Raw genomic sequence first — 23659 nt, 5'->3', positions numbered from 1 at the left:
GCGGCGGGCCGCCAGGCGGCCCGTGCGAAGCGGCTTGATCCCCCGGCCGCCTAGGCCGCCAGGATGCCGCGGATGCGCGCCAGGTTGTCGAGCGTGCTGCGCAGGTGGCGGGCCAGCGCCTGCGAGGCCTCTTCGTTGCGCTCGCGCTCGAGCAGGTCGAGGATTTCCAGGTGCTGCTCGCAATGCTGGCGGTAGCGGCTGCGGTCCTGCATCGAGCGGTACGACAGCAGCCGCCGCACGCGGTTGACGCGCTTGATGGTGTCGATGAAGAACGGGTTGCCCGAGGCCTCCACCAGCGACTCGTGGAAGCGCACGCCGCGCTCGTGCAACTGGTCGGCGCTGTCGCTGTCGATGCCGCCGTCGAGCAGGTGGCGCTCGGCGGCGCGGCAGCGCGCCAATACGGACTTGTCGATGCGGTAGGAGGGCTCGAGCAGCGCGGCCGGCTCCAGCGCCAGGCGCAGGCGGTACGACTGCAGCAGGCTGTCGGGCGTGGTCATCATCGACGAGAACTCCCAGCCATAGCCGGGGCGCCGCTGCGCCCAGCCTTCCTGCGCCACGCGGGCCAGCAGCGCCTGGGTCTGCGCCTGTGTCAGGGCGTAGCGGGCGCGCAGCAGCGCCTCGCTGCACTGCATCGGCAGCACGCCGCGCAGCAGTTCATCGGCCAGCCGGAAATAGCTTTGCGTGACGATGTCCTCGGCGGCGGGCGGCGCCAGGTCCGCGCAGGTGCGCGCCAATGCCTCCTGGTCCAATTGCAGGAAGTAGCCGCGGTTGGGCTTGCGCGCCACGATGCCGTGCGCTTCCAGCAGGCCGAGCGCGTCGTTGACCGGCGAGCGCGACAGGCGCAGGCGGTCGGCCAGCTTTTGCGCGCTCAGGTGCGCGCCCTCGGTCAGGCGGTCCTGCCGGATCAGCTCCAGGATCTTGCTGGCGGTGTGGGTCTGCGCGCTCATGGGGGATGGAAAGTGGGAATCAGCCCCGCGGGGCCGTGTAGGGCGGCGCCGATTTCGCGGCGCCAAGCGTATCCGCGAGGATAGCCGGAATCACGCCGCCCATCCGCAGCAGATGCAGCTCCAGTTGCGTTTCGACAGCGGCGGTGGCCTGCAAGGCCTGTTCGCGGCCGTCGGCGCGCAGCAGCCGCACGGCGACCGGCTGGCGCGGCGCCAGGCGCTGCGGCGGGCAATCGATCTCGAAGCGGTCGCCCGGCTGGATCGCCAGGCGGTGCGGCGTGACGCCCGCCGGCAGGCGCAGCGGCAGGATGCCCATGCCGATCAGGTTCGAACGGTGGATGCGCTCGAAGCTGACCGCCAGCACCGCGCGGATGCCCAGCAGCCGCTGGCCCTTGGCGGCCCAGTCGCGCGAGGAGCCGGTGCCGAAGCGTTCGCCGGCCAGCAGCACCACCGCGTCGCCGTCGCGGCGGTAGTGCTCGGCGGCTTCCCAGATCGGCTCGATGGCGCCGCTGGGCGCGTGCAGCGTATGGCCGACCGGCGCGCCGGGGCTGAGCAGGTTTGCCAGGCTCTTGCTGTAGAAGGCGGCGCGCATCATCACCTGCCAGTTGCCGCGGCGCGAGGCGAACACGTTCAGATCATCGCGGTCGTCGCCCTGTGCCACCAGGAAGTCGGCGATCAGGCTGTCGGGCGGAATGGCGCTGGCCGGCGACAGGTGGTCGGTGGTGACGTCGTCGCCCAGCACCAGCAGTGGATAGGCGGCGTAACGGCCCAGTTGGCTGGCGGCGCCGGCGCTGGCGAACGGCGGACGCCGCAGCGCGGTCGAGGCCGGGTCCCACGGAAAGCGCGGCGTGTCCGGCGATTCGAGCGCCTGCCAGCCGGGATTGGCGGCGGCGATGCGGAAGGCGCGCTGGAAATCGTCGGCGCGCAGGCCCTGCGCCAGCGCCGCGTCGATCTCGTCCTCGCGCGGCCACAGCTCATGCAGATACACCGCGCGGCCGTCCGGCGCCACCTGCACGGGCTCGCGGCTGAAATCGCGCTCGGCGTCGCCGGCCAGGGCGAAGGCGATGACCAGCGGCGGCGACATCAGGAAGCCGAGGTCGAGGTCGGGGTGGATACGGCCGGTGAAGTTGCGGTTGCCTGACAGCACCGCGACGGGGTGGACGGCGCCGGCGGCCATGCCGGCGCGCACCGCCTCCGGCAGCGGTCCCGAATTGCCGATACAGGTGGTGCAGCCATAGCCCACGATGCCGAACCCCACCGCTTCCAGGTCCTCGAGCAGGCCGGCGCGTTGCAGATAGTCGGCGGCGGCGGGCGAGCCGGGACCGAGCGAGGTCTTGACCCAGGCCGGCGCCGTCAGCCCGGCCTGGCGCGCCTTGCGCGCCAGCAGTCCGGCGGCGATCAGCAGGCGCGGGTCCGAGGTGTTGGTGCAACTGGTAATGGCGGCGATGGCGACGGCGTGGCGCGGCAGCGGCGAGGCCGCCCTGGGCGCGAAGGCCAGGCTGGCGAGGATCGCGCGGGTCTCGCCGTAAGGGCGCAGGTCCTGCGGCCGGGTGGGGCCGGCCACGTGCATTCGCACCTGGTCCAGCGCGATCTCGATGACCCGGGTGTAGCGCGGCGTGGCCGCCGGATCCAGCGCCAGGCCGGCGCTGGCCGCGTAGGCGCCGACGCGCGCGACGTGGGCCGCGTCGCGGCCGGTCTGGCGCAGGTAGTCGAGGGTGGCCTCGTCGATGGGGAAGTAGCCGGTGGTGGCGCCGTATTCGGGCGCCATGTTGGCGACCACGCAACGGCTGCTCGCCGACAGCGTGGCGACGCCGGGGCCGAAGAACTCCACGAACTCGCCCGACGCCTGGATCGCGCGCAGCCGCTGGGTCACGGTCAGCGCCAGGTCGGTGGCGGTGACGCCAGCCGAAAGCGCGCCGCTCAGGCGCACCCCTATCACGTCCGGGATGCGCAGCATGGTCGGCATGCCGAACATCACCGTCTGCGCTTCCAGGCCGCCCACGCCCCAGCCAAGCACGCCAATGCCGTTGATCATCGGTGTGTGGCTGTCGGTGCCGATCATCATGTCCGGGTGCAGCGCGCCATGGTCGTTGCACACCACGGTCGCCAGTTGTTCCAGGTTGATGGTGTGCATGATGCCGGTGCCGGGCGGATGGATGCGCACGTTCGACAGCGCTTTGGCGGCCCAGCGCAGGAAGCGGTAGCGCTCGGCGTTGCGGCGCAGTTCCAGGGCCAGGTTGCGCGCCGCCGCGTCGGGCTGCGCATAGGCCTGCACCGCCAGCGAGTGATCCACCGAGACGTCCACCGGCAGCACCGGATTGAGCGCGCGCGGATCCACCCCCGCCTCGTCCAGCGCGTCGCGCATGGCGGCGATGTCGACCAGCGCCGGGGTGCTGGTGGTGTCGTGCATCAGCACCCGGCCGGGCTGGAAGGCGATCTCGGCCTCGCTGGTGCCGTCGCCGAGCCAGGCGAACAGGGCGGCCACGGCGGCGTCGCGCTCGGCGCCGCGCATGTTGCGCAGCGCGTTCTCAAGCAGCAACCGCAGCACCACCGGCAGGCGGTAGTAGTCGGGGCCGTACATGCCGGCCATGTCGATGTGGGTATAAGCGGCGCCGTCGAGCGTGAAGCCGGCGTGGCGCAGGGCGGGGGCGGGATTTTCCATGGCTGCTAGTTTTGCATATTGAATATGCAAAATGCAATCTGGATGCGCAGTTCGATGCGCCGGCGGGCGGGCTATCCGGGGGCGAACGCTTGGCCGTCCAGGGGCGATTCCAGGCCACGGCGTTCGCCGCCGCGCACCCGGCTGACAGCGTGGCGCAGGGTGGCGCGGTAGTCGCCGCGCGCGCCCCGAATGGGGCGATGGGCCGCGGCGATCAGGGCGGCGTCGCCCAGGCCCAGCGGCAGCACCAGGGGCCGCGACTGCTGGCGCGGACGCTGCTCGGTCATGACGAATTCGCCGCCGCTGAAGTCGCGGGCGGGATCGGACAGCAGCGCCACCAGCCGGATGGGGAACGCCCTGTCGTCATGCGCGTGTTGCAGCGCTTCGTAGCCGTCCAGGCGCAGGCAGGTGAGGACGGCAGGGCCGTCGGGCGCGGTTCGCTCGGCGTCCAGGTCCGGCCGATAGCGGACGTCGTGGCCCAGCCGCTGCGCCCAGGACTGCGCCAGCGGTGCCAACCGCGCATACAGGGCGCACGGCAGGTCGCGCAGCGGCGGCGGCGCGGGCAGGCGCAGGGCGCGCCGCTCGTCGCGTTCGCCGGTGATGCGGACGGCCGCCGGGTCGTCGAAAGCCCGCGCCAGCGCGCGCGCCTGCGGCGGACTGAACAGCGCGGGCAGCGGCGCCCAGCCCTCGGCGTCCAGTTGGCCCACGATGCCGGTCCAGTCGTAGCGGTCCAGCGGATGGCCGGCGGCGTTCATGACATTGCCGCCGGCGCGGTGGGCATGCGCCACAGGTACCACGCCGCGATCGTGCGATACGGGCTGAAGGCTTCGCCGATGGTTCGCATCCGGGCGGGCGATGGCGCCTTGTCCAGGCGTTTCAGCCGGCGATAGCCTTCGCGCACGCCATAGTCGTCCGCTGGCAGGATGTCCATGCGCTCGAGCGTGTAGATCAACAGCATCTCCACGGTCCAGCGGCCCACGCCGCGCAGCGCCACCAGGCGCTCGATCAGGGCTTCGTCGCTCATCGCCAGCGCCTCGTCGCGCTCCGGGATCACGCCGTCGAGCGCCGCCTGCGCGATGCCGCGGATGGTGGCCAGTTTGGACGCCGAAAAGCCGCAGGCGCGCTGGGCCTCTGGGTCGGTGTCCAGCAGCGCCTGTGGCTGGGGGAAGGCCTGCCCCGGATACAGCGCCAGCAGCCGGCCGAGGATGGCGTCGCCGGCGCGCGCATGCAACTGCTGGTAGGCAATGGCGCGCACCAGCGCCTCGTAGGGCTCGCGCGCCGGCCGCGGCGCGTGCAGGCAGGGGCCGATGGCCTGCACGTGGCGCGCCCAGTCGGCGTCGAGGGCGGCCAGGTGGCGGGCGGCGCGCTCGAACAGGACCGGCGTCGGCAGGGCTTCCTGTGCGGCGACGGTCTTGTGGGGCCGGCGTCCGGCGGCGGGCGGGGCGGTATCGGGTGGCGTCATGAGAGGCGGGAATCGGGGGGCAGGGCGGCGCGGGGCGGGGACGCCGGCGAAGGACAGCATAACGGCTCGGGCCGCCGCCGGCACTCCGTTGCTTGCGGCCGCGGCGCGCGCCCCTGGCCGGCAATGGGCCGTGCAGTATGCTTGTGGGCTTTCCTGCCCCCTTTCCCGCTGCCCGCAATGACTGATTTTCCCTTTGACGCCGTGCTGTTCGACTGTGATGGCGTCCTGGTCGATTCCGAGCCGATCACCGCCCGCGTCCTGACCGAGATGCTCAACGAACTGGGCTGGGCGATCACCTTCGAAGAGGCCACCCGCATCTTCACCGGCAAGGCGGTGCGCGACGAACTGCCCCTCATCCAGGCGCGCACCGGCGTGGCGCTGTCGCCCGACTGGTTCGCGCAATTCCGCGAGCGCCGCAACGCCGCGCTCGACCTTGAACTGCTGGAAATCCCCGGTGCGCCGGACGCGGTGCGCGCCTTGCACCGGACGCTGGACGGCCGCATCGCAGTGGCCTCCGGCGCCGACCGCCGCAAGGTCGAGCTGCAACTGGCCAAGGTCGGCATCGCCGACTGCTTCAGCGAACGCGTCTTCAGCGGCCACGAAATGCCGCGCAGCAAGCCCTATCCCGATGTCTACCTGGCCGCCGCCAGCGCGCTGGGCGTGGACCCGCGCCGCTGCGCCGTGGTCGAAGACACCGTCACCGGCGCCACCGCCGGCGTGGCGGCGGGCGCCACGGTGTTCGGCTACAGCCCCGGCGACAACGGCCACAGCGGTCCCGAGGCGCTGCGCGACGTCGGCGTCGCCCACGTCTTCACCGACATGGCGCAACTGCCGGCCCTGCTGGCCGGCTGGACCGCGGCGCGCTGACGCCGACGGGTCAGCGGCCGGCGTACTGCTCGCCGCCGTCCAGGTCGATCACCGTGCCGCTCAGGTAGCCGGCGCGCGGCGAGGCGCCGAACACCACCATGTCGGCCACCTCGCCGGGTTCCATCAGGCGGCCGAAGGGCAGGTCGTGCAGGGTTTCCTGCCAGCGCGATTCATCGCCCCAGCGGGCCTGCGCGCGCTGCCTGGCCAGCGTCAACACGCGGTCGGTGCGCGTGCGCGACGGATTCACGCCGAACACGCGCACGCCGTGGCGCGGCCCGTCGCCGCCCAGGGCGCGCGTGAATGCGATCAAAGAGGCGTTGGCGGCCGCGCCGCAGATGTAGTCGGCGCGCGGGGCCGCGCCGGCCATGCCGATGATGTTGGCGATGACGCCGTTGCCGGCGGTGCGCATCAACGGGTAATAGTGACGCGCCAGGTCGATGTAGCCATGCACCTTCAGGTCCCAGCCGGCGCGCCAGCGCCCGTCATCGACCTGATCCAGCGCGCCGCCGGGCACCGCGCCGGCGTTGTTGACGAGGATGTCGACGACGCCGGTGTGTTCCACCACGCGCGCAGCCGCGCCCGGCTGCGCCAGATCGACCGCCAGCGTGCGGGCCTGCCGGCCGGTCTGCGCGGCGATCGCGGCGGCCGCGGCCCGCAGCGCCGCGTCGTCGCGCGCCGCCAGGATCGGCTCGGCGCCTTCCCGCGCGAACGCCAGGGCGCAAGCCAGGCCTATCCCCTTGGACGCGCCCGTCACCAGTACGCGTTTGCCCTCCAGTTGCAGATCCATCCCAAGCTCCTCGCGATCGCGTCCGTCATAGCGCGGACCAGGATGACGTTGTAAACCGGATGGCCGGCGCGACGCCAGCGCCAGCCTGCTATGCTGAACGCCGCATACCTGGACGCGGGAGACGGCGATGGCGGAAATCTGGCTGGAAGTCTGGAGCACCTTGCGCAGCGAATTCGCCGACATCCCCGATGCCGGCGAAGCCACCCGCATCGTGCTGCGGCTGGGCATGGCGGTGATTCTGGGCGGCCTGCTCGGGTACGAGCGCGAACGCAGCGGCAAGGCCGCCGGCCTGCGCACTCACATGCTGGTGGCGCTGGGCGCGGCCATCTTCGTGCTGGTGCCGCTGCAGAACGGCATGGCGGTCGGCGACCTCAGCCGCGTGCTGCAGGGCGTCATCGCCGGCATCGGCTTTCTCGGCGCCGGCGCCATCATCAAGCTCAGCGACGAACGCGAGATCCGCGGCCTGACGACCTCCGCCAGCATCTGGATGACCGCCGCCATCGGCGTGGCCGCCGGCATGGGCCGCGAGGCCACGGCCGTGGCCAGCACGGCGATGGCGCTGTTCGTGCTGGCGGTGCTGCGGCGGGTCGAGGCGCGCATCGCCGGCAAGAACGAGAAGCGGGTGATCGAGCGCGACCGCCCCTGAGGCGGCCTCAGATCCAGACGTCGTTGGGCGCGCTGCGCTCGCCGCCGTGGTCGCCGGTATTGCGCACGCCGCGCGGCTCGATCAGCATGGCGTGCACCTCGTCTTCGGCACAGGGCTTGTGCTCGACCCCCTTGGGGATCACGGCCATCTCGCCGGGCCCCAGGTCGATGTGGCCGTCGCGCAGTTCGATGCGCAGCCGCCCTTCGAGCACGATGAAGGTCTCGTCGGTATCGGCATGGGCGTGCCAGACGAATTCGCCGTGCAGCTTGACCAGCTTGAACTGGTAGTCGTTCATCTCGGCGATGACCTTGGGCGTCCAGTGTTCCTGGATCAGCGAGAGTTTGCGGGCCAGGTTGATGGCGATGGCGGACATTCGGGGTTCCTCGGCGGAAAATGGAAGGCCCCAGCGTAGCGACGCGCGCGCTCGCCGTCTTGTACGTTTGTGCGGCGAACGTCAGCGCCGCAGGGTGCCGCGCCATTGCGCCGGCGTCATGCCGAACGCCTGGGCATGGCGCCGCGTCATGTGGCTCTGGTCGCTGAAGCCAGCCTCGGCCGCGGCGTCGGCCAGCGGCCGCCCCGCGGCGATCAGGCGCCGTGCCAGGTCGAGCCGGCGCAGCAGCGCATAGCGGTACGGGCTGGCGCCATACAGTGCGCGGAAATCGCGCGAGAGGCGCCAGCGGTCGATGCCGGCGGCGCGTTCCAGGTCGTCCAGCGAGATCGCCATGCCGTGGGTGTCGTGGATGTACTGACGAGCGCGTTCGCCGGCGGCGTAATCGGGAAGGCGGGCGGCGGGCGCTTGCCCGGCCGCGGCGCACAGCGCCAGCGTCAGGTCGTAGAGCGCATCGTCTTCCCGCAACGGATCGGCGTCGCCCTCGTCGTTGCGCAGCAGCGCGGCGCAGGCCGCGCCAAGCCGCGGGTCGCTGGAAATGCCGTCGCGAATGAACGGCAGCGGCCGGCCGCCCAGGATGCGCTGGATCAGCGCGGGCTGCACGTAGGCCATGCGGTAGTGGAAGCCGGCGTCGGTGCCGGCCTGGCCGTCGTGCGCCTCGTCGGGATGCAGCACCAGCACGCCGCCCGGCAGGCTGTGCCGCAGGCCGCGGCGATAGTGGAAGCTCTGCACGCCCGCCAGCGTGCAGCCGATGGCGTAGGTGTCGTGGCGATGCAGGCCGTAGCCGCGGCCGCCGAAATACGCCTCGATGCGCTCGAACCGGTCGTCCGGCGCGCGGCGCACGATCCAGTCGCGGGAGGCGGGGCGGGCGGACACGGCTGTCTATGGCCGGATCTGTACCAGCACGAACTCGTTGCCGTACAGGTCGATGAAGTGCGCGTATACCGCGTTGCCGTCGTCCACCGGCTCCCGGGTGAAGCGCACGCCGCGCCCGGCGAAACGGGCATGGTCGCGGGCGACGTCGTCGGTGTAGAACACGCCCACCGGCTGGCCGCCGGTCTGGTCGCCGACGCGGTCGCGCTGGGCCTGGGTCTGCGCTTGCAGCAGCCAGACGCCCACCGACGGTTGCTCGGGCAGGCGCAGGTGCACGTAGCGCTGCTGCCCCACGGCCATGTCCACGAACACCTCCATGCCCAGCTTGTCCTGGTAGAAGGCGATGGCGGTGTCGTAATCGTTGACGAGCAGGACGAGACGGCCCAGCGAATGCATGTCGGGACTCTTTTGAAAGTTGTGCTTGCGGCTATGCTAACCGGTCTACATTAATCCGCTTCGCGCAGCAGCCGGAATCCGACGAGCGGATAGCGCGTTTCCACGGTGTTCCAGTTGCGGTAGGCCGAACGCGCGTACAGCGCCCAGGTGTGCCAGGAGCCGCCGCGCCGCACTTTGACGTTGCCGCTGGCGGGGCCCTGCGGGTCATCCTGGGGCGAATGCGCATAGTAGTCCTCGCCATACCAGTCGGACACCCATTCCCAGGCATTGCCATGCATGTCATGGAGTCCGAACGCGTTCGGCGCGTAGCTGGCGACCGGCGCGGTGAAGGCATGGCCGTCGCGCCGCGCGGCGGCGAACGCCCGCCATTTCGGCCACAGCGGCGCCGCGTCGGCGTCGAAAGTGTTGGCCACGTCCGGCAGCGCGGCCGGATCGTCGCCATTCTGGTAGCGGCCGCGGCTGCCGGCGCGGGCCGCGTATTCCCATTCGGCCTCGGTGGGCAGGCGGTAGACGCGGCCTTCCTCGCGGCTGAGCCAGCGCGCCATGGCGGTCGCGTCGTTCCAGCTTACATTGACGACGGGATGCGCGTCGGTCTGGGCGAAGCCGGGGTTGCGCCACGAATAGCGGCGGTCACGTCCCTCGAAGGCGTCGCCGCGTTCGCTGGCATCGGGGTCGTAGGCGGCGTTGTAGCCATAGCCGCCGGTGCCGTCCGCTTCCGATTCCGGCACATAGCCCGAGGCCTCGATGAAGCGCCGGAACTGACCCACGGTGACTTCCGTGCGCGCCATCAGGAAGGGCCGGGTGATACGCACCGTGTGCACCGGCGCTTCGTCGAACAGTTGGGCGAAGCGCTCTTTCGGGTATTGCGGATAGTCGCGCGCCAGCGCCTCGGGCGTTTCGTCGCTGCCCATCTGGAAGGTGCCGGCCAGCAATGGCACGAACACCATGCCAAGCGAATTCTCGATCGGTGTCGGCGGCTCGGCGGCCATGGCGGACAGGCTGGCCAGCGAACACAGCAGGGCTAAGGCGAGGCGCATGGAATACCTGGAGAAAGGGCGCAAGGGTGCCCGATAATAGGGCCGTCGCGCGGTCGCCGCCAGTTCTGGGGAACCCGCATGGCGGCCGGCCGGCAGCCTCGATCGGCCGGCTGCTTCCGCGGGTGCGCGGCGCAAGCCGTCTCAGCCTGCCTTGCGGATGGTGAAGTTGATCCGCACACTGCCCAGCGTGGGGTGCGGGCGGTCCTTCAGTGGCAGCACGCCGTGATAGCGCAACCGGTCGACGCCGCCCCACACCACCACGTCTCCATGGAACAGCGGCACGTGCACGGCCTTGTCGCCGCGCTCGTGGCCGCCGAACAGGAACACCGCCGGCATGCCCAGCGACACCGAGACGATGGGGGCGTCGTAGTCGCGCTCGTCCTTGTCCTGGTGCAGCGACAGGCGCGAACCGGGCTGGTAGCGGTTGACCAGGCAGGCATCGGGCGCGAAGCCGGGAAAGCCCGCCGCCAGCGCGGCCTCGCGCGCCAGCGTGTCGAAGGCTTCCGGCATCGCCGGCCATGGCAGCCCCGTGCGCGGATCCTCGCGGGTGTAGCGGTAGCCGCGCGCGTCGCTGGTCCAGCCGAAGTCGCCGCAGTTGGTCAGCGCCACCGACATGGGCAGGCCGCCGGGCGTGACCATGTGGCGAAAGGGCGCTTCCCGGCGCACCGCGTCGACGCCGGCCAGCAGCGCCCGCGCCGCCGGCAGCGCATAGCCGCGCAGCACGACTGACTGCGCGCCGATGCGTTCGCGGCCGGTCTGCGCGGTTTCCTCGTCGTTGAACAGGTTCAGGCTGGTTCCCATGTCAGGTCGCGTCGTGGAAGATCACGCCGAGCGTGTGGCGGCGGCCGTCGCGCAGCGCGCTGACGCCGTGGCGCATGGCCACGCGGCGCCAGCCGCGCGCGCCGGCCACCGGGCGCTGGTTGACGGTGAATACCAGCGCGTCGCCCTGGCGCAGCGGCAGCACTTCGGCGCGTTGCCCGCCGCTGTCGGTCTCGGTCATGACGAACTCGCCGCCGGTGAAGTCCAGGCCTGGCCGCGACAGCAGCACGGCGACCTGCAATGGGAAGACGTGTTCGCCATACAGGTCCTGGTGCAGGCAGTTGTAGTCGCCCGGCCCGTAGCGCAGGATCAGCGGCGTCGGCCGGCGCTGGCCGGCATGGTGGCAGCGGGCCAGGAAATCGGCGTGAGCGGCGGGATAATCCACCGCGATGCCCATCTGCCGGTTCCAGCGGTTGGCGATGGGGGCCAGGCGTGGGTACAGCGCGGTGCGCAGGTTGTGCAGCAGGCGCGGCAGCGGATAGGCGAAATACTTGTATTCGCCGCGACCGAACCCGTGGCGGCTCATGACGATGCGGCTGCGGTAGCGGTGTTCGTCGTCGTAGCCGGCGGCCAGCGCCGCGCATTGCGCCGGCGTGAGCAGGCCGGCGGCCACGGCGTGGCCGCGCGCGTCCAGGTCGGCGGCGATGCGGGTCCAGTCCAGGGTGTCCAGCTTGCTCATTCGGTGCGATGCATAGGAAAAGCGATAGTGTCCAGTCTAGCGCCATCGGGCCGGCGCCGAACTCCGTATGTTGCCGCCGCCTACAGCAGCGACTCGACCGGCAGCAGCGATACGAACCACACCGAAAAGCGCTGCCAGGCGGTCGTGCCCGGCTCGGTGTCGTGTCGGAGTGTGCGGCCGTCGCGCTGTTCCAGCCAGTAGAGCCTGCCCTTGTCGTCCAGGCAGACGCGATAGGCGCTGCGCGGGATGTCGCGCTCGAAGGCGTCGGCGATGTGGCGCGCCAGGGTCGGGCTGTCGATCACGAAGCCCAGCTCGGTGTTCAGGCGAGCCGAGCGCGGATCGAAATTGAATGAGCCGACGAACACGCTGCGTCCGTCCACCGCGAAGGTCTTGGCGTGCAGGCTCGAGCCGGAGCTGCCGAACGGCCCCATGCTCTTGTTGCGCTCGACTTCGCCCGCCTGACGCTTCATTTCGAACAGTTCCACGCCGGCGGCCAGCAGGTCCCGGCGTCGCGAGGCGTAGCCCGAATGCACCACGGCCACGTCGGTGGCCTCGAGCGCGTTGGTCAGCACCCGCACCTTGACCCCGCCCTGCGCCATGCGCGCAAAGGCCTCGGTGCCGCTGGCGGTGGGCACGAAATAGGGGGAGACCAGCTCCAGGTCGGTCGTCGGCGTGCCGACGATGTCGTGCAACTGGTGCGGCAGCATGGCCTCGGGCGGCGCGGTGCCCAGCGTCTTGCGCGGGTCGTCGCTGACCATGCGCGTGTCGGCCCACTCCAGCGCCAGTTCGCCGCGCAGCAGTTGCTGGATGAACGGCAGCTCGCGCATCGCCTCGGCATAGGCCGCGGCCTCGGGCGACCGCTCGACGGCGCTGGCCTTGCGTTCCAGCGCGGCCAGCGCATCGGGGCCGGCGGGCTTGAGCAGCCCCGCCACCGGATAGGCCGACTGGCTGGCCCAATAGCGGTCGAAGTCGTTTGAGACGTCAGGCACCACGGCGCCCACGGCCAGCACGTCCAGGTCGGTGAACAGCACGCCGTTGGTGGCGCCGAAGTATTCGTCGCCGATGTTGCGGCCGCCGACGATGGTGGCCTGGTTGTCGGCGGTGAGCGACTTGTTGTGCATGCGCCGGTTCAGGCGGCGGAAGTCGGTCAGGTAGCCGATGGACTTGGGCCAACGCACCGCGAACGGGTTGTACAGGCGCACCTCGATGTTCGGATGCGCGTCCAGCGCCGCCAGCACCGTGTCCAGCCCGGAGGTGCCATTGTCGTCCAGCAGCAGCCGCACGCGCACGCCTCGGTCGGCCGCCGCGTGCAGCGCCTCCAGCAGCATGGTGCCGGTCATGTCGTCGTGCCAGATGTAGTACTGCACGTCCAGGCTGCGCTGCGCGGCGCGCACCAGCATCATGCGCGCGGCGAAGGCGTCGTGGGCGTCCGCCAGGGGATGGATGCCGGACTTGCCCGGATGCCGCGCCGCCAGGGGCGCGATGGCGCGGCCCAGCGCTGTGTCGCGGGCCACGTCGGGCGCCAGCGCCTGCGAGGCGCTGCGTGAGTCCAGGGGCGGCAGGCTGCAGCCCGTCAGGATGCCCAGGCAGAGGACGGTCATGGAAACGAATCGGGCTGTGTGCATACGCCGTATTGTGCCGAATTGCCGGCGGCCGCGTCGGGTTGCAGGCGCGCACACGGTGATTGATTGAATTCCATATTTGAGATAAATTCTCTTATATGGAAAATTCACCCGCTCCCGATTTCGACCTGGACCAACGCCTGGCCGGCCGCCTGAAGGCCCTGCGCGCCGAGCGCGGCTGGTCGTTGGACGAGCTCGCCGCGCGCGCCGGCATCAGCCGCGCCACGCTGTCGCGCCTGGAAAACGCCGAGGTCAGCCCCACCGCCAGCGTGCTCGGCAAGCTGTGCGGCGCCTATGGCATGACGATGTCGCGCCTGCTGCGCATGGTCGAGGACGACTTCGCGCCGCTGGTGCCGGGCGCGGCGCAGGCCGTGTGGGTCGATGGCGCCACGGGCTTTCGGCGCCGCTCGGTGTCGCCGCCGTCGCAGAAGCTGGCCGGCGAAGTGCTGGCCTGCGAATTGCCGGCCGGCGCCCATATCGAATACGAACAGTCGCCGCGCGCCGGGCTGGAACACCACCTGGTGATGCTGGAAGGCGAGCTCTCCATCCGCGTCGACGGCCAGGCCCATGCGCTCGGGCCGGGCGACTGCCTGCGCTATCAGCTCTACGGCGCCAGCGCGTTCGATACCCCGCCGCACAGCGGCGCCCGCTACCTGTTGTTCATCGTCTGAGTCCGCCATGTCCATCGATACCCTTGCATTGACCTCTGTTACCGCCGATGAGGCCCACGCCCTGCTGCCCGGCCTGGGCGAGTTGCTGCACGCCTGCGTGCAGGAGGGCGCCAGCGTCAGCTTCGTGCTGCCCTTTGGCCCCGAGGCGGCGCGCGCGTTCTGGCTCGACAAGGTGCTGCCGCCGCTGGAAAGCGGCGGCCTGGTGCTGCTGGTGGCCATGCGGGAAGGACGGGTGGCCGGCTCGGTGCAACTGGACTGCGATACGCCGCCCAACCAGCCGCATCGCGCCGAGATCCGCAAGCTGCTGGTGCACCCCGATTTCCGCCGCCGCGGCATCGCCCGTGAACTGATGCAGGCCGCGGAGGCCGCGGCCGTGGCGGCCGGTCGCAGCCTGATCACGCTGGATACGCGCACCGGCGACAACGCCGAGCCGTTGTATACCTCGCTGGGTTACCGCACGGTGGGGGTAATTCCGGGATTTGCCCGCGATGCGCGCGATCCGAACCGGCTGGATGGCACGACCATCATGTACAAACCGTTGTAGCGCGGCCCGGCGGGCGCCGGGCGCGGCAGGCCGCTCAGGCGAGCGGCTTCAGGCCCACGCTGTAGGGCGGGGCGTTGCCGCGCGCGGCGGCCTTGATCTTCAGCATCGAGCCGCCCGGCGTGAATTCGAATTCCTGGAACGGCACTTCGAACCACTGGTGGAAGCTGGTGCGCGAGAACTCGGGCACCCAGACCTTGGGACGCTTGTTGTCGCAGTGGAATTCCACCAGGGTACGGTCGATGCCCAGCGGACGGGTGTTGCCAATGCGGTAGCTGGCGCGCAGTTCGGCGCTCTCGGTGCGGCCGGGCTGCCAGGTCAGCCCGATGGATACCATGAAGTGTTCGATCGCCTCAATGCCGCGATACATAGCTGACTCCGAATGCTGCCGGGCGCGAACGCCCGCAAGAAGCCGCCGCGAGGGCGGCGGGAAATACCGCGATTATCCGCCATTCCCCGTTTTCCTGCCGGTCGTCGCGCCCGGGCTTCAGTCGGCGACGGGCCAGTCCGCGTGGAATTTCAGCAGCGCGGCGGCCACCGCCTGCGGCGCTTCGCGTTGCGGAAAATGGCCGACCCCATCCAGCACTCGCCGTTCATAGCCTCCGGTGAAATAGCGCTCGCGGCCTTCGGACGTCGCCGGCAGGTTGCAGGTGTCCGCGCCGCCGTGCAGCACCAGCGTGGGCAGCGCCAGTGTCGGCGCGGGCGTGAGCCGCGCGCTGTCCTCGGCGTAGGCCGGGTCGCCGGCCTCGAAGCCCCAGCGCTGGCGGTACGAGTGCAGCACCACCGCGGGCCAGTCGGGATTGTCGAAGGCGCGCGCTGCCTCGTCGAATTCGTCCGGCTGGTACCAGCCGGGCGGCGACCAGGCGTCCCACAGATAGCGGGTGAAGGCGCGAGCCTCCTCGCGCACGGCCGCCGCGCCGCGCGGCGTGGCCATGAACCAGTGGTACCAGTAGTTGCGCGCCTGCGGCAACGGCAGGGCCTGCGCGGGATCGTTGGTGCCGTAGCCGACCGACAGCAGCGCCAGGTGCGAGGCCACGCCGGGTTGCAGGCCGCAGGCGTTGGCGGCGGCGCGCGCGCCCCAGTCGTGGCCGACCAGCAGCGGCCGGCGCAGGCCGAGCGCGGCGATGAAGTCCAGCACGTCGCGGCCCAGCGCGGCCAGCTCGCCGCTGCGCGGCGTCGCCGCGTCCAGAAAGCGGGTCGGGCCGAAGCCGCGCAGCGCCGGGCACAGCACGCGGTAGCCCTCGGCCGCCAGGCGCTGCGCCACCGGGCGCCAGCATTCGGGGCTGTCGGGCCAGCCGTGCAGCAGTACGGCGGCGCGCGCGCCGCCGGGATTCCATTCCAGATAGGCGATTTCCAGCCGGGGGGTGCGGAGGGTGGCGTAGGCGGTCATGGTCGTGCGTCCTTGCGGTATCGGGAAAGGCTACGATAGCGGCGCCGGAAATCACGATTAGTGAATAATGTGAGGTTATTATCAATGAATCACGTATTTAGGAGTCGCCCATGGACACCCCTGCGGCGCCGGTCGGCGCGGTGCTGGACCTGACCCTGCTGCGCACGTTCCTGGAGGTCGTCGACCATGGCGGGTTCGCGCTGGCGGCCGATGCCCTGGCGTTGACGCCGTCGGCGGTCAGCGGCCACATCAAGCGCCTGGAGTCGACGGCCGGCGCCGTGCTGCTGGAACGCACCACCCGCAGCTTCGAGCTGACCGCGGCGGGCGAGACCCTCTACGCCTACGCGCGCAACATCGTCGATCTCGAGCGCGAGGCCCGCGCCCGCCTGCGCGGCGCCGGCCTGAAGGGACGGTTGCGCATCGGTTCGTCCGAGGATTTCGCCGGCGCCTGGCTGCCCGAAGTGCTGCAGGCGTTCCACCGCGCGCACCCCGGCGCGTCGATCGAGTTGAAGGTGGGCGTCACGACCGACCTGCTGCGTCAGCAGGAACGCGGCAAGCTCGACGTGGTGTTCGGCAAGCGCTGCGCCCGCGTGCACGATGACGGCGAACTGTTATGGGAAGAAGAACTGGTGTGGGCCTGGAGCGAGGACAAGCCGTGGAAGCCGGGCGAGCGCGTGCCGCTGGCGGTGTTTCCGGATCCCTGCGTCTACCGCGAGGCCGCGATCGCGGCGTTGGGCAAGGCGCGGCGCGCCTGGCTGCCGGCGTTCGAAAGCGCCAGCATGGCGGGTTGCCTGGCCGCGGCGCAGGCCGGCTTCGCGGTGGCGCCGGTGGCGCGCAGCCAGTTGCGCCAGGGCCTGCGCGCCCTGGCGCGCGAGGACGGCATGCCGCCGCTCCCGAACGCGCGCTTCTATGCCTTTGCACGCTCGGCCGAGCCGGCGGTGCGGGCCCTGGTCGCGGCCGTGCGCGAGACCGGGCAGCGGCGCCGGTTCGCGCGTTGAGCCGCGGGCTTGCGTTGTTTCAATGGCCTTGATTGAGTAAACCAAATGGACGCGTGGCGCCGCGTCCCGCACGATGGTGCCCATGTCTTCTATAAGACCGGCGCAGCCGCCGCCGGTCCGGGCATCTGAATCAAAGGAATCATCATGGCAAATTTCCTGCTTGCACTGGTCACCGCTGAACTCTCCCTCTTCGGCGTCGACGCCGCTGCCGCGCCCGCGGCCGCCGCCCCGGCCGAGGCGCCGCCCGCCGACACCTCGCCGCGCTTCGACAGCGAGCACTACCGCAGCGCGCTGGGCTGAGACGCAAGGCTGTAGAAATAGGCAGGTTTCACGCAAGAACGAGCCTGTACGCTCCACCACGCGATTCTTAATATCCCTCTCACGCCCGGGGTCCATGGTTTCCGTGTGAATCCATGGACGACGGCGGGTCACCGGCCTGTTGCCGGTGGCTGCAAGCAGAGGGAGATCGCATGAGCACCGAAAAAATCTGGTTTGTCACAGGCGCCGCGGGCGGCCTGGGTCTGGCGCTGGTCAGGATGCTGCTCGATCAGGGGGGCTACGTCGCGGCGACGGCGGACGACGTGGATGTATTGATGGAGGCGGTGGGCGCCAAGCTCGAGGGCCGTTTCCTGCCGCTCGAAGTGAATCTGGCCGATGAAGGCAACGTGCGCCGGGCGGTCGACACCGCCATCGCCGCGTTCGGCCGCATCGACGTGGTGGTCAATCACGCCGGCCAGGGGCTGTCCGGGCCGCTCGAAGCGCTGTCCGACGAGGCGTTGCGCGGCAGTTTCGACATCAACGTCTTCGGCGTGTTGAATGTGGTGCGCGCGGTGATGCCGCGCCTGCGCGCCCAGCGCGCGGGGCACGTCTTCAATATCTCGTCGATCCTCGGTTTCGATGGCGGCCGCGCCGGCTGGGGCGCCTACAGCGCCGCCAAGTTCGCCGTCAGCGGCCTGACCGAGGCGCTGGCATTGGAAGCCGCGCCGCACGGCGTGCGGGTGTCGCTGGTGTACCCCGGCGCGATGCGGGCGGGGGCGGAGGAGATCGGCGGCCATCCCGAAGCGGGACAGGCCGCTGCGGCGGGGCATCCCGCCGCCGGCGATCCGGCCAAGGCGGCGCGCGCGCTGATCCAGGCGGCCGACGCGCAGTATGCGCCGCTGCACCTGTTCCTGGGGCGCGACGCCTTCGACCAGGCGCGCGGCAAGATCCAGTCTGTGCAGCAGGAGCTGGCGCGCTGGCGCGAGATGTCCGTGTCGATCGGCTTCGTCGACGAGCGGCGCATGGCGGCCTGAGCGCGAGCGGGGCCGCCTACCCGGTCAGGCCCTGCGCCGCCTGGTAGGCGCCCAGCAGCGCCAGGCTCACCATGAAACATTGCCTGAAGACGCGCGGCGACAGCCGGTCGCGCAACCATTGTCCCAATGCCATGCCGGCCAGCGCCGGCAACAGCATCAACACCGAGGCGCCGGCCGCGCCAGGGCTGTAGCTGCCGGTCAACCACAGGCCCGCCGCCAGCGCGACGGTCGAGACCGTGAAAGAAATGCCCATGGCCTGGATCAGTCCGTCCTTGCCCAGGTTCAGCGCCTGTAGATACGGCACGGCGGGAATCACGAAGACGCCGGTGGCCGCGGTGATGACGCCGGTGACCACGCCCACCGCCGCCCCAAGCGTGCCTTCGTGGCGGGCCGGCACCGCGGGCGGCCTGCCGAACAATCCCCAGGCCGCGTAGACCACCAGGGCGACGCCTAGGCAGACGCTGGCCCAGTGGCCGGCCGGCGCGCCCAGCCACAGCGCGCCGCCGATCGTGCCCACGCACACGCCGAGCTGCATCGCGCCGATGCGGCGCAGCACCCGCGTCAGCGTCGGCCATGGCCGCGCCTGCCAGAGATTGGTGATGAGCGACGGCACGATCAGCAGCGCGGCGGCCTGGGCCGGCGCCATCACCAGCGCCAGCATGGCCATGGAGATGGTCGGCAGGCCCAGTCCCACCACGCCCTTGACCACGCCGGCCAGGACGAACACGGCGGCGGTCGCCATCAGCAGCGCCGGCGTGGCGATGCCGGACAGTTCGTGCAGGTTCATGCGGCCTCGCAATGCGCGGTGAGCGGGTCGCGCGGCCGGCCGAACAGGGCATAGGCGACGTCGTCGGCCCCGCCCTGGCTGGCGGCGCGCAGCAGCCACTGGCGGCCTTCGCACAGATCGGCGGGCTGGCCGGCGCCATACAGCGCGGGGCCACCGACCAGGGCGATGCCGAGCATGCGCTGCGCCGGCGCATGGCCTTCGCGCGCCGCGGCCCGCAGCCACGTCAGCATGGCGGGATAGTCGCCCAGGGTCTGCGCTTCCAGAGCCAGGGCGTATTTCTGCGCTGGCGTGGCATAGGCCGACAGACCGTTATTGGCTTCGGCCCGGCCTGAGGAATGCAGCGCCAGGGCAAGCAGCAGCGCGGCAGGCCCGACCGCGGCAACGCGCCGCGCGAAGGAGGGAGTCATGGATATTCCCCTTGATGGATGATCGACAGCCAGATTCTGCGCGCGGCAGGGGGTGAATCCATATCGGGATCTCGCTGAGCCTGCCTATGGAGCAGCCTGAGTCTGGCGTGCTACGCTTTTCGCATGCGCTTCGACCTGACCGATCTGCGGCTCTTCCTCAATGTGCAGGAAGCCGGCTCCATCACGGCGGGCGCCCGTCGTTCGCACATGACGCTGGCGTCCGCCAGCGAACGCATCCGCGGCATGGAGGAGACGCTGGGCGTGCCGCTGCTGCTGCGCGAGCATCGCGGCGTGCAGGCCACGCCCGCCGGTCGCACGCTGGCGCATCACGCGCGGCTGGTGCTGGCACAGATGGACCGCATGCGCGGCGAGCTGGACCACTACGGCCAGGGGCTCAAGGGCCACGTGCGGGTGCTGTGCAACACCACCGCGCTCAGCGAGTACCTGCCGCAGGTGCTGGGCGCATTCCTCAAGGACCACCCGCGCGTCTCGGTCGACCTGGAAGAGCGCCTCAGCTACGAAATCGCCGACGCCCTGCGCGCCGGCACCTGCGACATCGGCGTGCTGGCCGATTCCACGGATCTGCAAGGCCTGCGGGTGCTGCGCTTTCGCCATGATCCGCTGGCGCTGGTGCTGCCGCCAGGCCATCGGCTGGCGGGCCACGCGACGGCGCTGCTGGCCGACGTGGCGGACGAGGAGTTCGTGGGGCTGGTGGAGGGCAGCGCGTTGCAGGAGCACATCGCGCACCATGCGCGCCGCGGCGGCAAGGCGCTGTCGTACCGCGTGCGGCTGCGCAGCTTCGACGCCGTCTGTCGCATGGTGGGGCAGGGCGTGGGCATCGCCATCATGCCGAAGGTGGCCGCGGTGCGCTACGGCCGCGCGGCCGGCGTGCGGCGGGTGGCGCTGGTCGACGACTGGGCCGTGCGCGACCTGGTGCTGTGTGTGCGCGGCGAGCTGCCGGCCTATGCGCAGCAGTTGGTGGCGTACGCGCTGCGCGACGCGCCTAAGGCCTGACAGGGCCGGCGCGAGATTCGTTTTGGCATGAGGCGGTCCCGCGCGCGCTCAGCGTTGCGCGAGCCCGGGCTTGCGCAGATGTCCCCGCTCGAACCATGAACCGGACGCCACGGCGGTCAGGATGACCAGGCCATACAGGCACATGGCGGCCGCGGCGATCAGGAAGAACAGCGTCAGCGATCCGGTCAGGTGCAGCGCCGCGCCGCCGACGCCCGCGCCCACCGCCAGCCGCAGGAAGCCGGCCCACAGCGGCCATTTCAGGCGGCCCGCGCCCTGCGAGGCGAAGTACATCGAGAATCCCAGCGCGAAGAAGCCGTACACCGGACCGACGATGCGCAGATAGGCGCTGCCGGCCTCGAGCATGTGGTCCTCGGCGCCGAACAGGCGCAGCCACACTTCGGGAAACAGCGCCGCCGCCAGGCCGAGCGCCTCGGCCAGCGCAAACGCCATCGCGCCGCCCGTGAGCGCCACGCGCAGGGCGCGTTCCGGCTGGCCGGCGCCGATGTTGGAGCCGACCATCGCGACCATCGGCGCGCCCAGGCCGAACGCCAGCGGCATCATCAGGTATTCCAGCCGCACCGCGATGCCGTAGCCGGCCACTGCGGCGGTGCCGGCATAGGTGCCCACCAGCGCCGCCGTCAGCGCCACCAGGCCATTGGTGAGCAGCGGGTTGAGCGTGGCCAGCGCGCCGACGCTGAGGATGTTGCGCATCAGGCTCAGGTGCAGGCGGCAGCGGGTCAGGCGCGCGGCGTTGCGGCCGCTCAGGCAATAGCCGCCCAGCACCAGCGTGCCGACGGCGTAGTAGGTGACCAGCGCCCAGCCGCCGCCGGCCACGCCCAGCGCGGGGAACGGCCCCCAGCCGAAGATCAGGCACGGCGACAGCGGCACCAGCAGCAGCGCGCCGCCGCAGATCACCGCGCCCGGCATCAGCATGTTGCCGGTGCCGCGGATGACGCTGGCGAACGCGTTCATCAGCCACATCAGCACGATGCCGCCGAAGATGATGTTGGAATAGGCCAGCGCCGCCTCCAGCGCCGCGCCCTCGGCGCCCAGGGCGCGGTACAACCGCGGTCCGAAGGCCAGCAGCAACACGCAGAACAGCAGGCCCAGCGCCGCATTCAGCACCACCGCGTGCAGCACCAACTGATCGGCTTCCTGCTGCCGCCCGGCGCCCAGGGTACGGGCGACCGCGGCCGAGATGCCGCCGCCCATGGCGCCCTGCGACATGTTCTGCATCAGCATCAGCACCGGCACCACCAGCGCCACGCCGGCCAGCACCGGGGTGCCCAGCCGCGCCAGGAACCAGGTCTCGATCAGGCCGGTGGCGGACTGCGCCAGCATCATCAGGATGTTGGGCCACGCCAGCCGGGCCAGCGTCGGGGCGATCGGCGCGTGCAGCATGGCCTGCAGGCGGGCATTGGCGGGGCGGGGCGCGGGAGAGGCGGGCATGGCGGGGGGCGGAGGGGAAAGTCCGCAAAATTTACGTGCATATGCCAATATATATCAAGATTGCGCTAGACTGGAATCCGGCGGGGCAGTAGCGTTATGGGCGGCCTGCGGCGGCTGCCCAGCCGGACCGCCCCGCCGTTGCGTACCCTTTTCACCTGCCGTCCGAAGCCATCATGTCCGACGTCGATTCCCCCTCCATCCCCCCGGACCCGCTGGTCTGCAACGGCGCCGCGCTGCGCAAGGCGACCCGGCGCGTCTCGCAGTTGTACGACACGGTGCTCGCGCCCTGCGGCCTGAAAGTGTCGCAGCACTCGATCCTGGTGCACATCGCGCGCGCCGGCGCGCCGTCCATGACCGACCTGGCGCGCGCGATGGTGCTGGATCGCTCCGCGCTGGCGCACAATCTCAAGCCGCTCGAGCGCGATGGCTACGTCCACATGGCGCGCGACGAGCGCGACGGCCGCAGCCGTCGCGTGGCGCTGACCGAGGCTGGCCGCGACAAACTGGCCGAATCCAAGCGCCTCTGGAAAGACGCGCAGCGCCGTTTCGAGGCCGCCTACGGCGCGGAGCGGGCCGCCGCCTTGCGGGTATCGCTGGCTGACATCTTCTCCGACGAATTCGCGCTGGCGTTCAGCCGCGGCTAGCGCGCGCGGGCCAGCGCCAGCGCTGCGCCCAGCACGCAGGCCATGCCGGTCAACTGGCCGGCGGACAGCGCTTCGCCCAGCAGCAACGCGGCCAGCAGGACGGCTGACACTGGCGCGATTGCCGTGAATAGCGCGGCTTCCGAGCCGCTGACGCGCTCGGCGCCGGCGTACCAGAGCACGAAGCCGCCCACGGTCGGGACCAACGCGTAATAAGCCACGGCCAGCAGCGCATCCGCGGGCAGCGGCCGCATCCACGGCGCTTCGGCGACGGCCGCCGGCAGGCACACCGCCAGGCCGATGGCGGTCATCAGCGTGGACAGCGCCAGCGGCGGCACCGGCGCCCGCAGCCGCTTATGCAGGAGGATGAACAAGCCCTCGCAAAGCACCGCGCCCAGCACCAGCGCGTTGCCCGCCAGGGTGCCGCCATCCTGGGCCCAGCCGCTGCGCGTCATCAGCCAGACGCCCGCCGCCGCCACCGCGATGGCCAGCAGCGTGGCCTTGCCGGGCCGCTCGCCCAGCAGGGCGATGGCAATGCCGGCCGACACCAGCGGCAGCGTGCCGAGGATCACGCCGCCATCCACCGCCGACGTGCGTTGCAGGCCGGCGATCAGCAACGTGGTGTAGCCGACGCTGCCGGCGATGGCCTGCGCCGCCAGCAGCAGCCAGTCGCGCCAGGCCAGGCGCGGCAGGCGCGCGCCGGCCAGCTTCCACAGCAGGGCGAAACAGGGCAGCGCCATGGCGAAGCGCAGCGCGGTGGCGCTGAACGGCGCCAGGCCGGCGGCGATGATCTTGCTGGCGACGACGGTGCTGCCGACCAGCGCCATCGCGGCGGCCAGGCAGCAATAGCCTTGCAGGGTACGGTTCATGAGGCTGCGGCAATGACGGAGAAGGCCGCAGCGTAGGCGTTGACGGCCGCCGCGGTCTTGAACGAAATTGCGCGGCGCGGATTCAGCCGGCGACGGCCAGCGCGTAGCGGCCGGGCGATACGCCGTAGGCGCGCGTGAACAGCCGCGTCATGTGGCTCTGGTCGGCAAAGCCCGCGCTGGCCGCCGCATCGGCCAGCGCCATGCCGAGGCGCAAAAGGCGGCGCGCCAGCAGCAGACGGCGCTGCACCTGGTAGGCGTGCGGCGTCATGCCGGTGGCGCGGCTGAAGCCGCGCAGCACCTGGAAGCGGCTCAGGCCGCAGGCGCGGGCCAGGTCGGCCAGCGACAGGGCGGCGGCGGGCGCGTCGTCGATCAGGGCGAGCGCATGGCGGATGGCGGCGGACGCGCCGCCAGCGGCCGGCTC

Annotated in this window: 28 protein-coding genes; 9 read left to right on the top strand and 19 right to left on the bottom strand. The window is 71.1% G+C overall.

The window, feature by feature from the left end:
• Window positions 1-50 precede the first annotated feature (50 nt).
• The 4 genes from HV783_RS08060 to HV783_RS08045 all read right to left on the bottom strand — a co-directional run bounded on the left by HV783_RS08060 (window position 51) and on the right by HV783_RS08045 (window position 5065).
• Window positions 51-947 (bottom strand): GntR family transcriptional regulator, encoded by an 897-nt coding sequence (locus tag HV783_RS08060; RefSeq protein WP_054500878.1) that lies wholly within the window; start codon window positions 945-947, stop codon window positions 51-53.
• Between the two features lie 19 nt (window positions 948-966).
• On the bottom strand, window positions 967-3606 hold the full coding sequence (gene acnA / locus HV783_RS08055; RefSeq protein ID WP_175188943.1) for an aconitate hydratase AcnA: 2640 nt from the start codon (window positions 3604-3606) through the stop codon (window positions 967-969).
• A 71-nt stretch (window positions 3607-3677) separates the two neighbouring features.
• Complete coding sequence (locus HV783_RS08050) at window positions 3678-4391, bottom strand: 2OG-Fe(II) oxygenase (RefSeq protein WP_254603846.1); 714 nt, start codon at window positions 4389-4391, stop codon at window positions 3678-3680.
• Entirely contained in the window at window positions 4355-5065 is a 711-nt protein-coding gene (locus HV783_RS08045; RefSeq protein ID WP_254603845.1) for a DNA-3-methyladenine glycosylase family protein, read from the bottom strand. Before HV783_RS08045 ends, HV783_RS08050 begins: the two co-directional genes overlap by 37 nt.
• Window positions 5066-5242: 177 nt before the next feature.
• On the opposite strand from HV783_RS08045, the gene HV783_RS08040 reads away from it, so the two are divergent.
• Entirely contained in the window at window positions 5243-5932 is a 690-nt protein-coding gene (locus HV783_RS08040) for an HAD family hydrolase (RefSeq protein ID WP_054500880.1), read from the top strand.
• A 10-nt stretch (window positions 5933-5942) separates the two neighbouring features.
• Here the strand turns inward: HV783_RS08040 and HV783_RS08035 are convergent, their stop codons facing one another.
• Entirely contained in the window at window positions 5943-6719 is a 777-nt protein-coding gene (locus HV783_RS08035; RefSeq protein WP_054500881.1) for a short-chain dehydrogenase/reductase, read from the bottom strand.
• Window positions 6720-6846: 127 nt separating this feature from the next.
• Here HV783_RS08035 and HV783_RS08030 point away from each other — a divergent pair, with 127 nt between their 5' ends.
• Window positions 6847-7365, top strand: coding sequence for an MgtC/SapB family protein (locus HV783_RS08030; protein ID WP_054500882.1), 519 nt, complete (start codon window positions 6847-6849; stop codon window positions 7363-7365).
• 7 nt (window positions 7366-7372) lie between these two features.
• Here the strand turns inward: HV783_RS08030 and HV783_RS08025 are convergent, their stop codons facing one another.
• The 7 genes from HV783_RS08025 to HV783_RS07995 form a co-directional block, all read right to left on the bottom strand.
• The gene (locus tag HV783_RS08025; RefSeq protein WP_054500883.1) at window positions 7373-7738 is read right to left on the bottom strand and encodes a cupin domain-containing protein; all 366 of its coding nucleotides are present in this window, start codon (window positions 7736-7738) and stop codon (window positions 7373-7375) included.
• An 81-nt stretch (window positions 7739-7819) separates the two neighbouring features.
• A complete protein-coding gene (locus HV783_RS08020; RefSeq protein WP_116793256.1) occupies window positions 7820-8629 on the bottom strand; it encodes an AraC family transcriptional regulator in 810 nt (269 codons plus the stop codon).
• Between the two features lie 6 nt (window positions 8630-8635).
• Window positions 8636-9022 (bottom strand): VOC family protein, encoded by a 387-nt coding sequence (locus HV783_RS08015; protein ID WP_054500885.1) that lies wholly within the window; start codon window positions 9020-9022, stop codon window positions 8636-8638.
• 50 nt (window positions 9023-9072) lie between these two features.
• Window positions 9073-10059, bottom strand: coding sequence for a formylglycine-generating enzyme family protein (locus tag HV783_RS08010; RefSeq protein WP_175188942.1), 987 nt, complete (start codon window positions 10057-10059; stop codon window positions 9073-9075).
• A gap of 141 nt (window positions 10060-10200) precedes the next feature.
• Window positions 10201-10860: a DNA oxidative demethylase AlkB gene (gene alkB / locus HV783_RS08005; protein ID WP_064522622.1), complete on the bottom strand. Its 660-nt coding sequence runs from the start codon at window positions 10858-10860 to the stop codon at window positions 10201-10203.
• Window position 10861: 1 nt separating this feature from the next.
• Entirely contained in the window at window positions 10862-11557 is a 696-nt protein-coding gene (locus tag HV783_RS08000; RefSeq protein WP_144655402.1) for a 2OG-Fe(II) oxygenase, read from the bottom strand.
• Between the two features lie 80 nt (window positions 11558-11637).
• Entirely contained in the window at window positions 11638-13158 is a 1521-nt protein-coding gene (locus tag HV783_RS07995; protein WP_416172635.1) for a phospholipase D family protein, read from the bottom strand.
• A gap of 119 nt (window positions 13159-13277) precedes the next feature.
• Between HV783_RS07995 and HV783_RS07990 the strand changes: the two genes are divergently transcribed.
• Both HV783_RS07990 and HV783_RS07985 read left to right on the top strand, forming a co-directional pair.
• Window positions 13278-13850, top strand: coding sequence for a helix-turn-helix domain-containing protein (locus tag HV783_RS07990; protein ID WP_054500890.1), 573 nt, complete (start codon window positions 13278-13280; stop codon window positions 13848-13850).
• A 7-nt stretch (window positions 13851-13857) separates the two neighbouring features.
• On the top strand, window positions 13858-14394 hold the full coding sequence (locus HV783_RS07985; protein WP_054500891.1) for a GNAT family N-acetyltransferase: 537 nt from the start codon (window positions 13858-13860) through the stop codon (window positions 14392-14394).
• A gap of 34 nt (window positions 14395-14428) precedes the next feature.
• On the opposite strand, the gene HV783_RS07980 is transcribed toward HV783_RS07985, so the two are convergent.
• Window positions 14429-14761 (bottom strand): hypothetical protein, encoded by a 333-nt coding sequence (locus HV783_RS07980; RefSeq protein ID WP_054500892.1) that lies wholly within the window; start codon window positions 14759-14761, stop codon window positions 14429-14431.
• Between the two features lie 117 nt (window positions 14762-14878).
• The gene (locus HV783_RS07975) at window positions 14879-15781 is read right to left on the bottom strand and encodes an alpha/beta fold hydrolase (protein ID WP_175188941.1); all 903 of its coding nucleotides are present in this window, start codon (window positions 15779-15781) and stop codon (window positions 14879-14881) included.
• A 110-nt stretch (window positions 15782-15891) separates the two neighbouring features.
• Here HV783_RS07975 and HV783_RS07970 point away from each other — a divergent pair, with 110 nt between their 5' ends.
• The 3 genes from HV783_RS07970 to HV783_RS07960 all read left to right on the top strand — a co-directional run bounded on the left by HV783_RS07970 (window position 15892) and on the right by HV783_RS07960 (window position 18071).
• Window positions 15892-16779 (top strand): LysR family transcriptional regulator, encoded by an 888-nt coding sequence (locus HV783_RS07970; RefSeq protein ID WP_144655400.1) that lies wholly within the window; start codon window positions 15892-15894, stop codon window positions 16777-16779.
• A 144-nt stretch (window positions 16780-16923) separates the two neighbouring features.
• Window positions 16924-17079, top strand: coding sequence for a hypothetical protein (locus HV783_RS07965; RefSeq protein WP_167517638.1), 156 nt, complete (start codon window positions 16924-16926; stop codon window positions 17077-17079).
• 170 nt (window positions 17080-17249) lie between these two features.
• A complete protein-coding gene (locus HV783_RS07960; protein WP_054500895.1) occupies window positions 17250-18071 on the top strand; it encodes an SDR family NAD(P)-dependent oxidoreductase in 822 nt (273 codons plus the stop codon).
• 16 nt (window positions 18072-18087) lie between these two features.
• Here the strand turns inward: HV783_RS07960 and HV783_RS07955 are convergent, their stop codons facing one another.
• Together HV783_RS07955 and HV783_RS07950 are read right to left on the bottom strand one after the other, a co-directional pair.
• A complete protein-coding gene (locus HV783_RS07955; RefSeq protein ID WP_175188940.1) occupies window positions 18088-18858 on the bottom strand; it encodes a sulfite exporter TauE/SafE family protein in 771 nt (256 codons plus the stop codon).
• Window positions 18855-19265, bottom strand: a complete 411-nt coding sequence (locus HV783_RS07950; RefSeq protein ID WP_064522614.1) for an SEL1-like repeat protein — start codon at window positions 19263-19265, stop codon at window positions 18855-18857. Before HV783_RS07950 ends, HV783_RS07955 begins: the two co-directional genes overlap by 4 nt.
• Before the next feature lie 123 nt (window positions 19266-19388).
• Here HV783_RS07950 and HV783_RS07945 point away from each other — a divergent pair, with 123 nt between their 5' ends.
• Window positions 19389-20279 carry a LysR substrate-binding domain-containing protein gene (locus HV783_RS07945; RefSeq protein ID WP_054500897.1) on the top strand — a complete coding sequence of 297 codons (891 nt, stop codon included), beginning with the start codon at window positions 19389-19391 and terminating at the stop codon, window positions 20277-20279.
• A gap of 48 nt (window positions 20280-20327) precedes the next feature.
• Here HV783_RS07945 and HV783_RS07940 read toward each other — a convergent pair whose 3' ends face one another.
• Window positions 20328-21728: an MATE family efflux transporter gene (locus HV783_RS07940; protein ID WP_175188939.1), complete on the bottom strand. Its 1401-nt coding sequence runs from the start codon at window positions 21726-21728 to the stop codon at window positions 20328-20330.
• Window positions 21729-21901: 173 nt separating this feature from the next.
• Between HV783_RS07940 and HV783_RS07935 the strand changes: the two genes are divergently transcribed.
• Entirely contained in the window at window positions 21902-22372 is a 471-nt protein-coding gene (locus HV783_RS07935; protein ID WP_054500899.1) for a MarR family winged helix-turn-helix transcriptional regulator, read from the top strand.
• On the opposite strand, the gene HV783_RS07930 is transcribed toward HV783_RS07935, so the two are convergent.
• Window positions 22369-23238 carry a DMT family transporter gene (locus HV783_RS07930; protein ID WP_175188938.1) on the bottom strand — a complete coding sequence of 290 codons (870 nt, stop codon included), beginning with the start codon at window positions 23236-23238 and terminating at the stop codon, window positions 22369-22371. The genes HV783_RS07935 and HV783_RS07930 overlap by 4 nt on opposite strands.
• 82 nt (window positions 23239-23320) lie before the next feature.
• Window positions 23321-23659, bottom strand: a 339-nt coding sequence (locus HV783_RS07925; RefSeq protein ID WP_175188937.1) for a helix-turn-helix domain-containing protein, incomplete at its 5' end; no start/stop codon positions are given.

This window comes from Achromobacter dolens (genome assembly GCF_902859745.1).
Lineage (GTDB): Bacteria > Pseudomonadota > Gammaproteobacteria > Burkholderiales > Burkholderiaceae_B > Achromobacter > Achromobacter dolens.
This window is presented reverse-complemented; position numbering and strand designations above follow the sequence as displayed.

What these genes read in the sequence shown, in the direction of transcription:
- HV783_RS07950 (WP_064522614.1), bottom strand. Translation starts at nt 19,265, where the DNA reads ATGACTCCCTCCTTCGCGCGGCGCGTTGCCGCGGTCGGGCCTGCCGCG.
- HV783_RS07940 (WP_175188939.1), bottom strand. Translation starts at nt 21,728, where the DNA reads ATGCCCGCCTCTCCCGCGCCCCGCCCCGCCAATGCCCGCCTGCAGGCC.
- HV783_RS08000 (WP_144655402.1), bottom strand. Translation starts at nt 11,557, where the DNA reads ATGAGCAAGCTGGACACCCTGGACTGGACCCGCATCGCCGCCGACCTG.
- HV783_RS08010 (WP_175188942.1), bottom strand. Translation starts at nt 10,059, where the DNA reads ATGCGCCTCGCCTTAGCCCTGCTGTGTTCGCTGGCCAGCCTGTCCGCC.
- alkB (WP_064522622.1), bottom strand. Translation starts at nt 10,860, where the DNA reads ATGGGAACCAGCCTGAACCTGTTCAACGACGAGGAAACCGCGCAGACC.
- HV783_RS07960 (WP_054500895.1), top strand. Translation starts at nt 17,250, where the DNA reads ATGAGCACCGAAAAAATCTGGTTTGTCACAGGCGCCGCGGGCGGCCTG.
- HV783_RS07965 (WP_167517638.1), top strand. Translation starts at nt 16,924, where the DNA reads ATGGCAAATTTCCTGCTTGCACTGGTCACCGCTGAACTCTCCCTCTTC.
- HV783_RS07975 (WP_175188941.1), bottom strand. Translation starts at nt 15,781, where the DNA reads ATGACCGCCTACGCCACCCTCCGCACCCCCCGGCTGGAAATCGCCTAT.
- HV783_RS07980 (WP_054500892.1), bottom strand. Translation starts at nt 14,761, where the DNA reads ATGTATCGCGGCATTGAGGCGATCGAACACTTCATGGTATCCATCGGG.
- HV783_RS07970 (WP_144655400.1), top strand. Translation starts at nt 15,892, where the DNA reads ATGGACACCCCTGCGGCGCCGGTCGGCGCGGTGCTGGACCTGACCCTG.
- HV783_RS07945 (WP_054500897.1), top strand. Translation starts at nt 19,389, where the DNA reads ATGCGCTTCGACCTGACCGATCTGCGGCTCTTCCTCAATGTGCAGGAA.
- HV783_RS07955 (WP_175188940.1), bottom strand. Translation starts at nt 18,858, where the DNA reads ATGAACCTGCACGAACTGTCCGGCATCGCCACGCCGGCGCTGCTGATG.
- HV783_RS08035 (WP_054500881.1), bottom strand. Translation starts at nt 6,719, where the DNA reads ATGGATCTGCAACTGGAGGGCAAACGCGTACTGGTGACGGGCGCGTCC.
- HV783_RS08060 (WP_054500878.1), bottom strand. Translation starts at nt 947, where the DNA reads ATGAGCGCGCAGACCCACACCGCCAGCAAGATCCTGGAGCTGATCCGG.
- HV783_RS08025 (WP_054500883.1), bottom strand. Translation starts at nt 7,738, where the DNA reads ATGTCCGCCATCGCCATCAACCTGGCCCGCAAACTCTCGCTGATCCAG.
- HV783_RS07985 (WP_054500891.1), top strand. Translation starts at nt 13,858, where the DNA reads ATGTCCATCGATACCCTTGCATTGACCTCTGTTACCGCCGATGAGGCC.
- HV783_RS07990 (WP_054500890.1), top strand. Translation starts at nt 13,278, where the DNA reads ATGGAAAATTCACCCGCTCCCGATTTCGACCTGGACCAACGCCTGGCC.
- HV783_RS08045 (WP_254603845.1), bottom strand. Translation starts at nt 5,065, where the DNA reads ATGACGCCACCCGATACCGCCCCGCCCGCCGCCGGACGCCGGCCCCAC.
- acnA (WP_175188943.1), bottom strand. Translation starts at nt 3,606, where the DNA reads ATGGAAAATCCCGCCCCCGCCCTGCGCCACGCCGGCTTCACGCTCGAC.
- HV783_RS08015 (WP_054500885.1), bottom strand. Translation starts at nt 9,022, where the DNA reads ATGCATTCGCTGGGCCGTCTCGTCCTGCTCGTCAACGATTACGACACC.
- HV783_RS07930 (WP_175188938.1), bottom strand. Translation starts at nt 23,238, where the DNA reads ATGAACCGTACCCTGCAAGGCTATTGCTGCCTGGCCGCCGCGATGGCG.
- HV783_RS07935 (WP_054500899.1), top strand. Translation starts at nt 21,902, where the DNA reads ATGTCCGACGTCGATTCCCCCTCCATCCCCCCGGACCCGCTGGTCTGC.
- HV783_RS08040 (WP_054500880.1), top strand. Translation starts at nt 5,243, where the DNA reads ATGACTGATTTTCCCTTTGACGCCGTGCTGTTCGACTGTGATGGCGTC.
- HV783_RS08030 (WP_054500882.1), top strand. Translation starts at nt 6,847, where the DNA reads ATGGCGGAAATCTGGCTGGAAGTCTGGAGCACCTTGCGCAGCGAATTC.
- HV783_RS07995 (WP_416172635.1), bottom strand. Translation starts at nt 13,158, where the DNA reads ATGACCGTCCTCTGCCTGGGCATCCTGACGGGCTGCAGCCTGCCGCCC.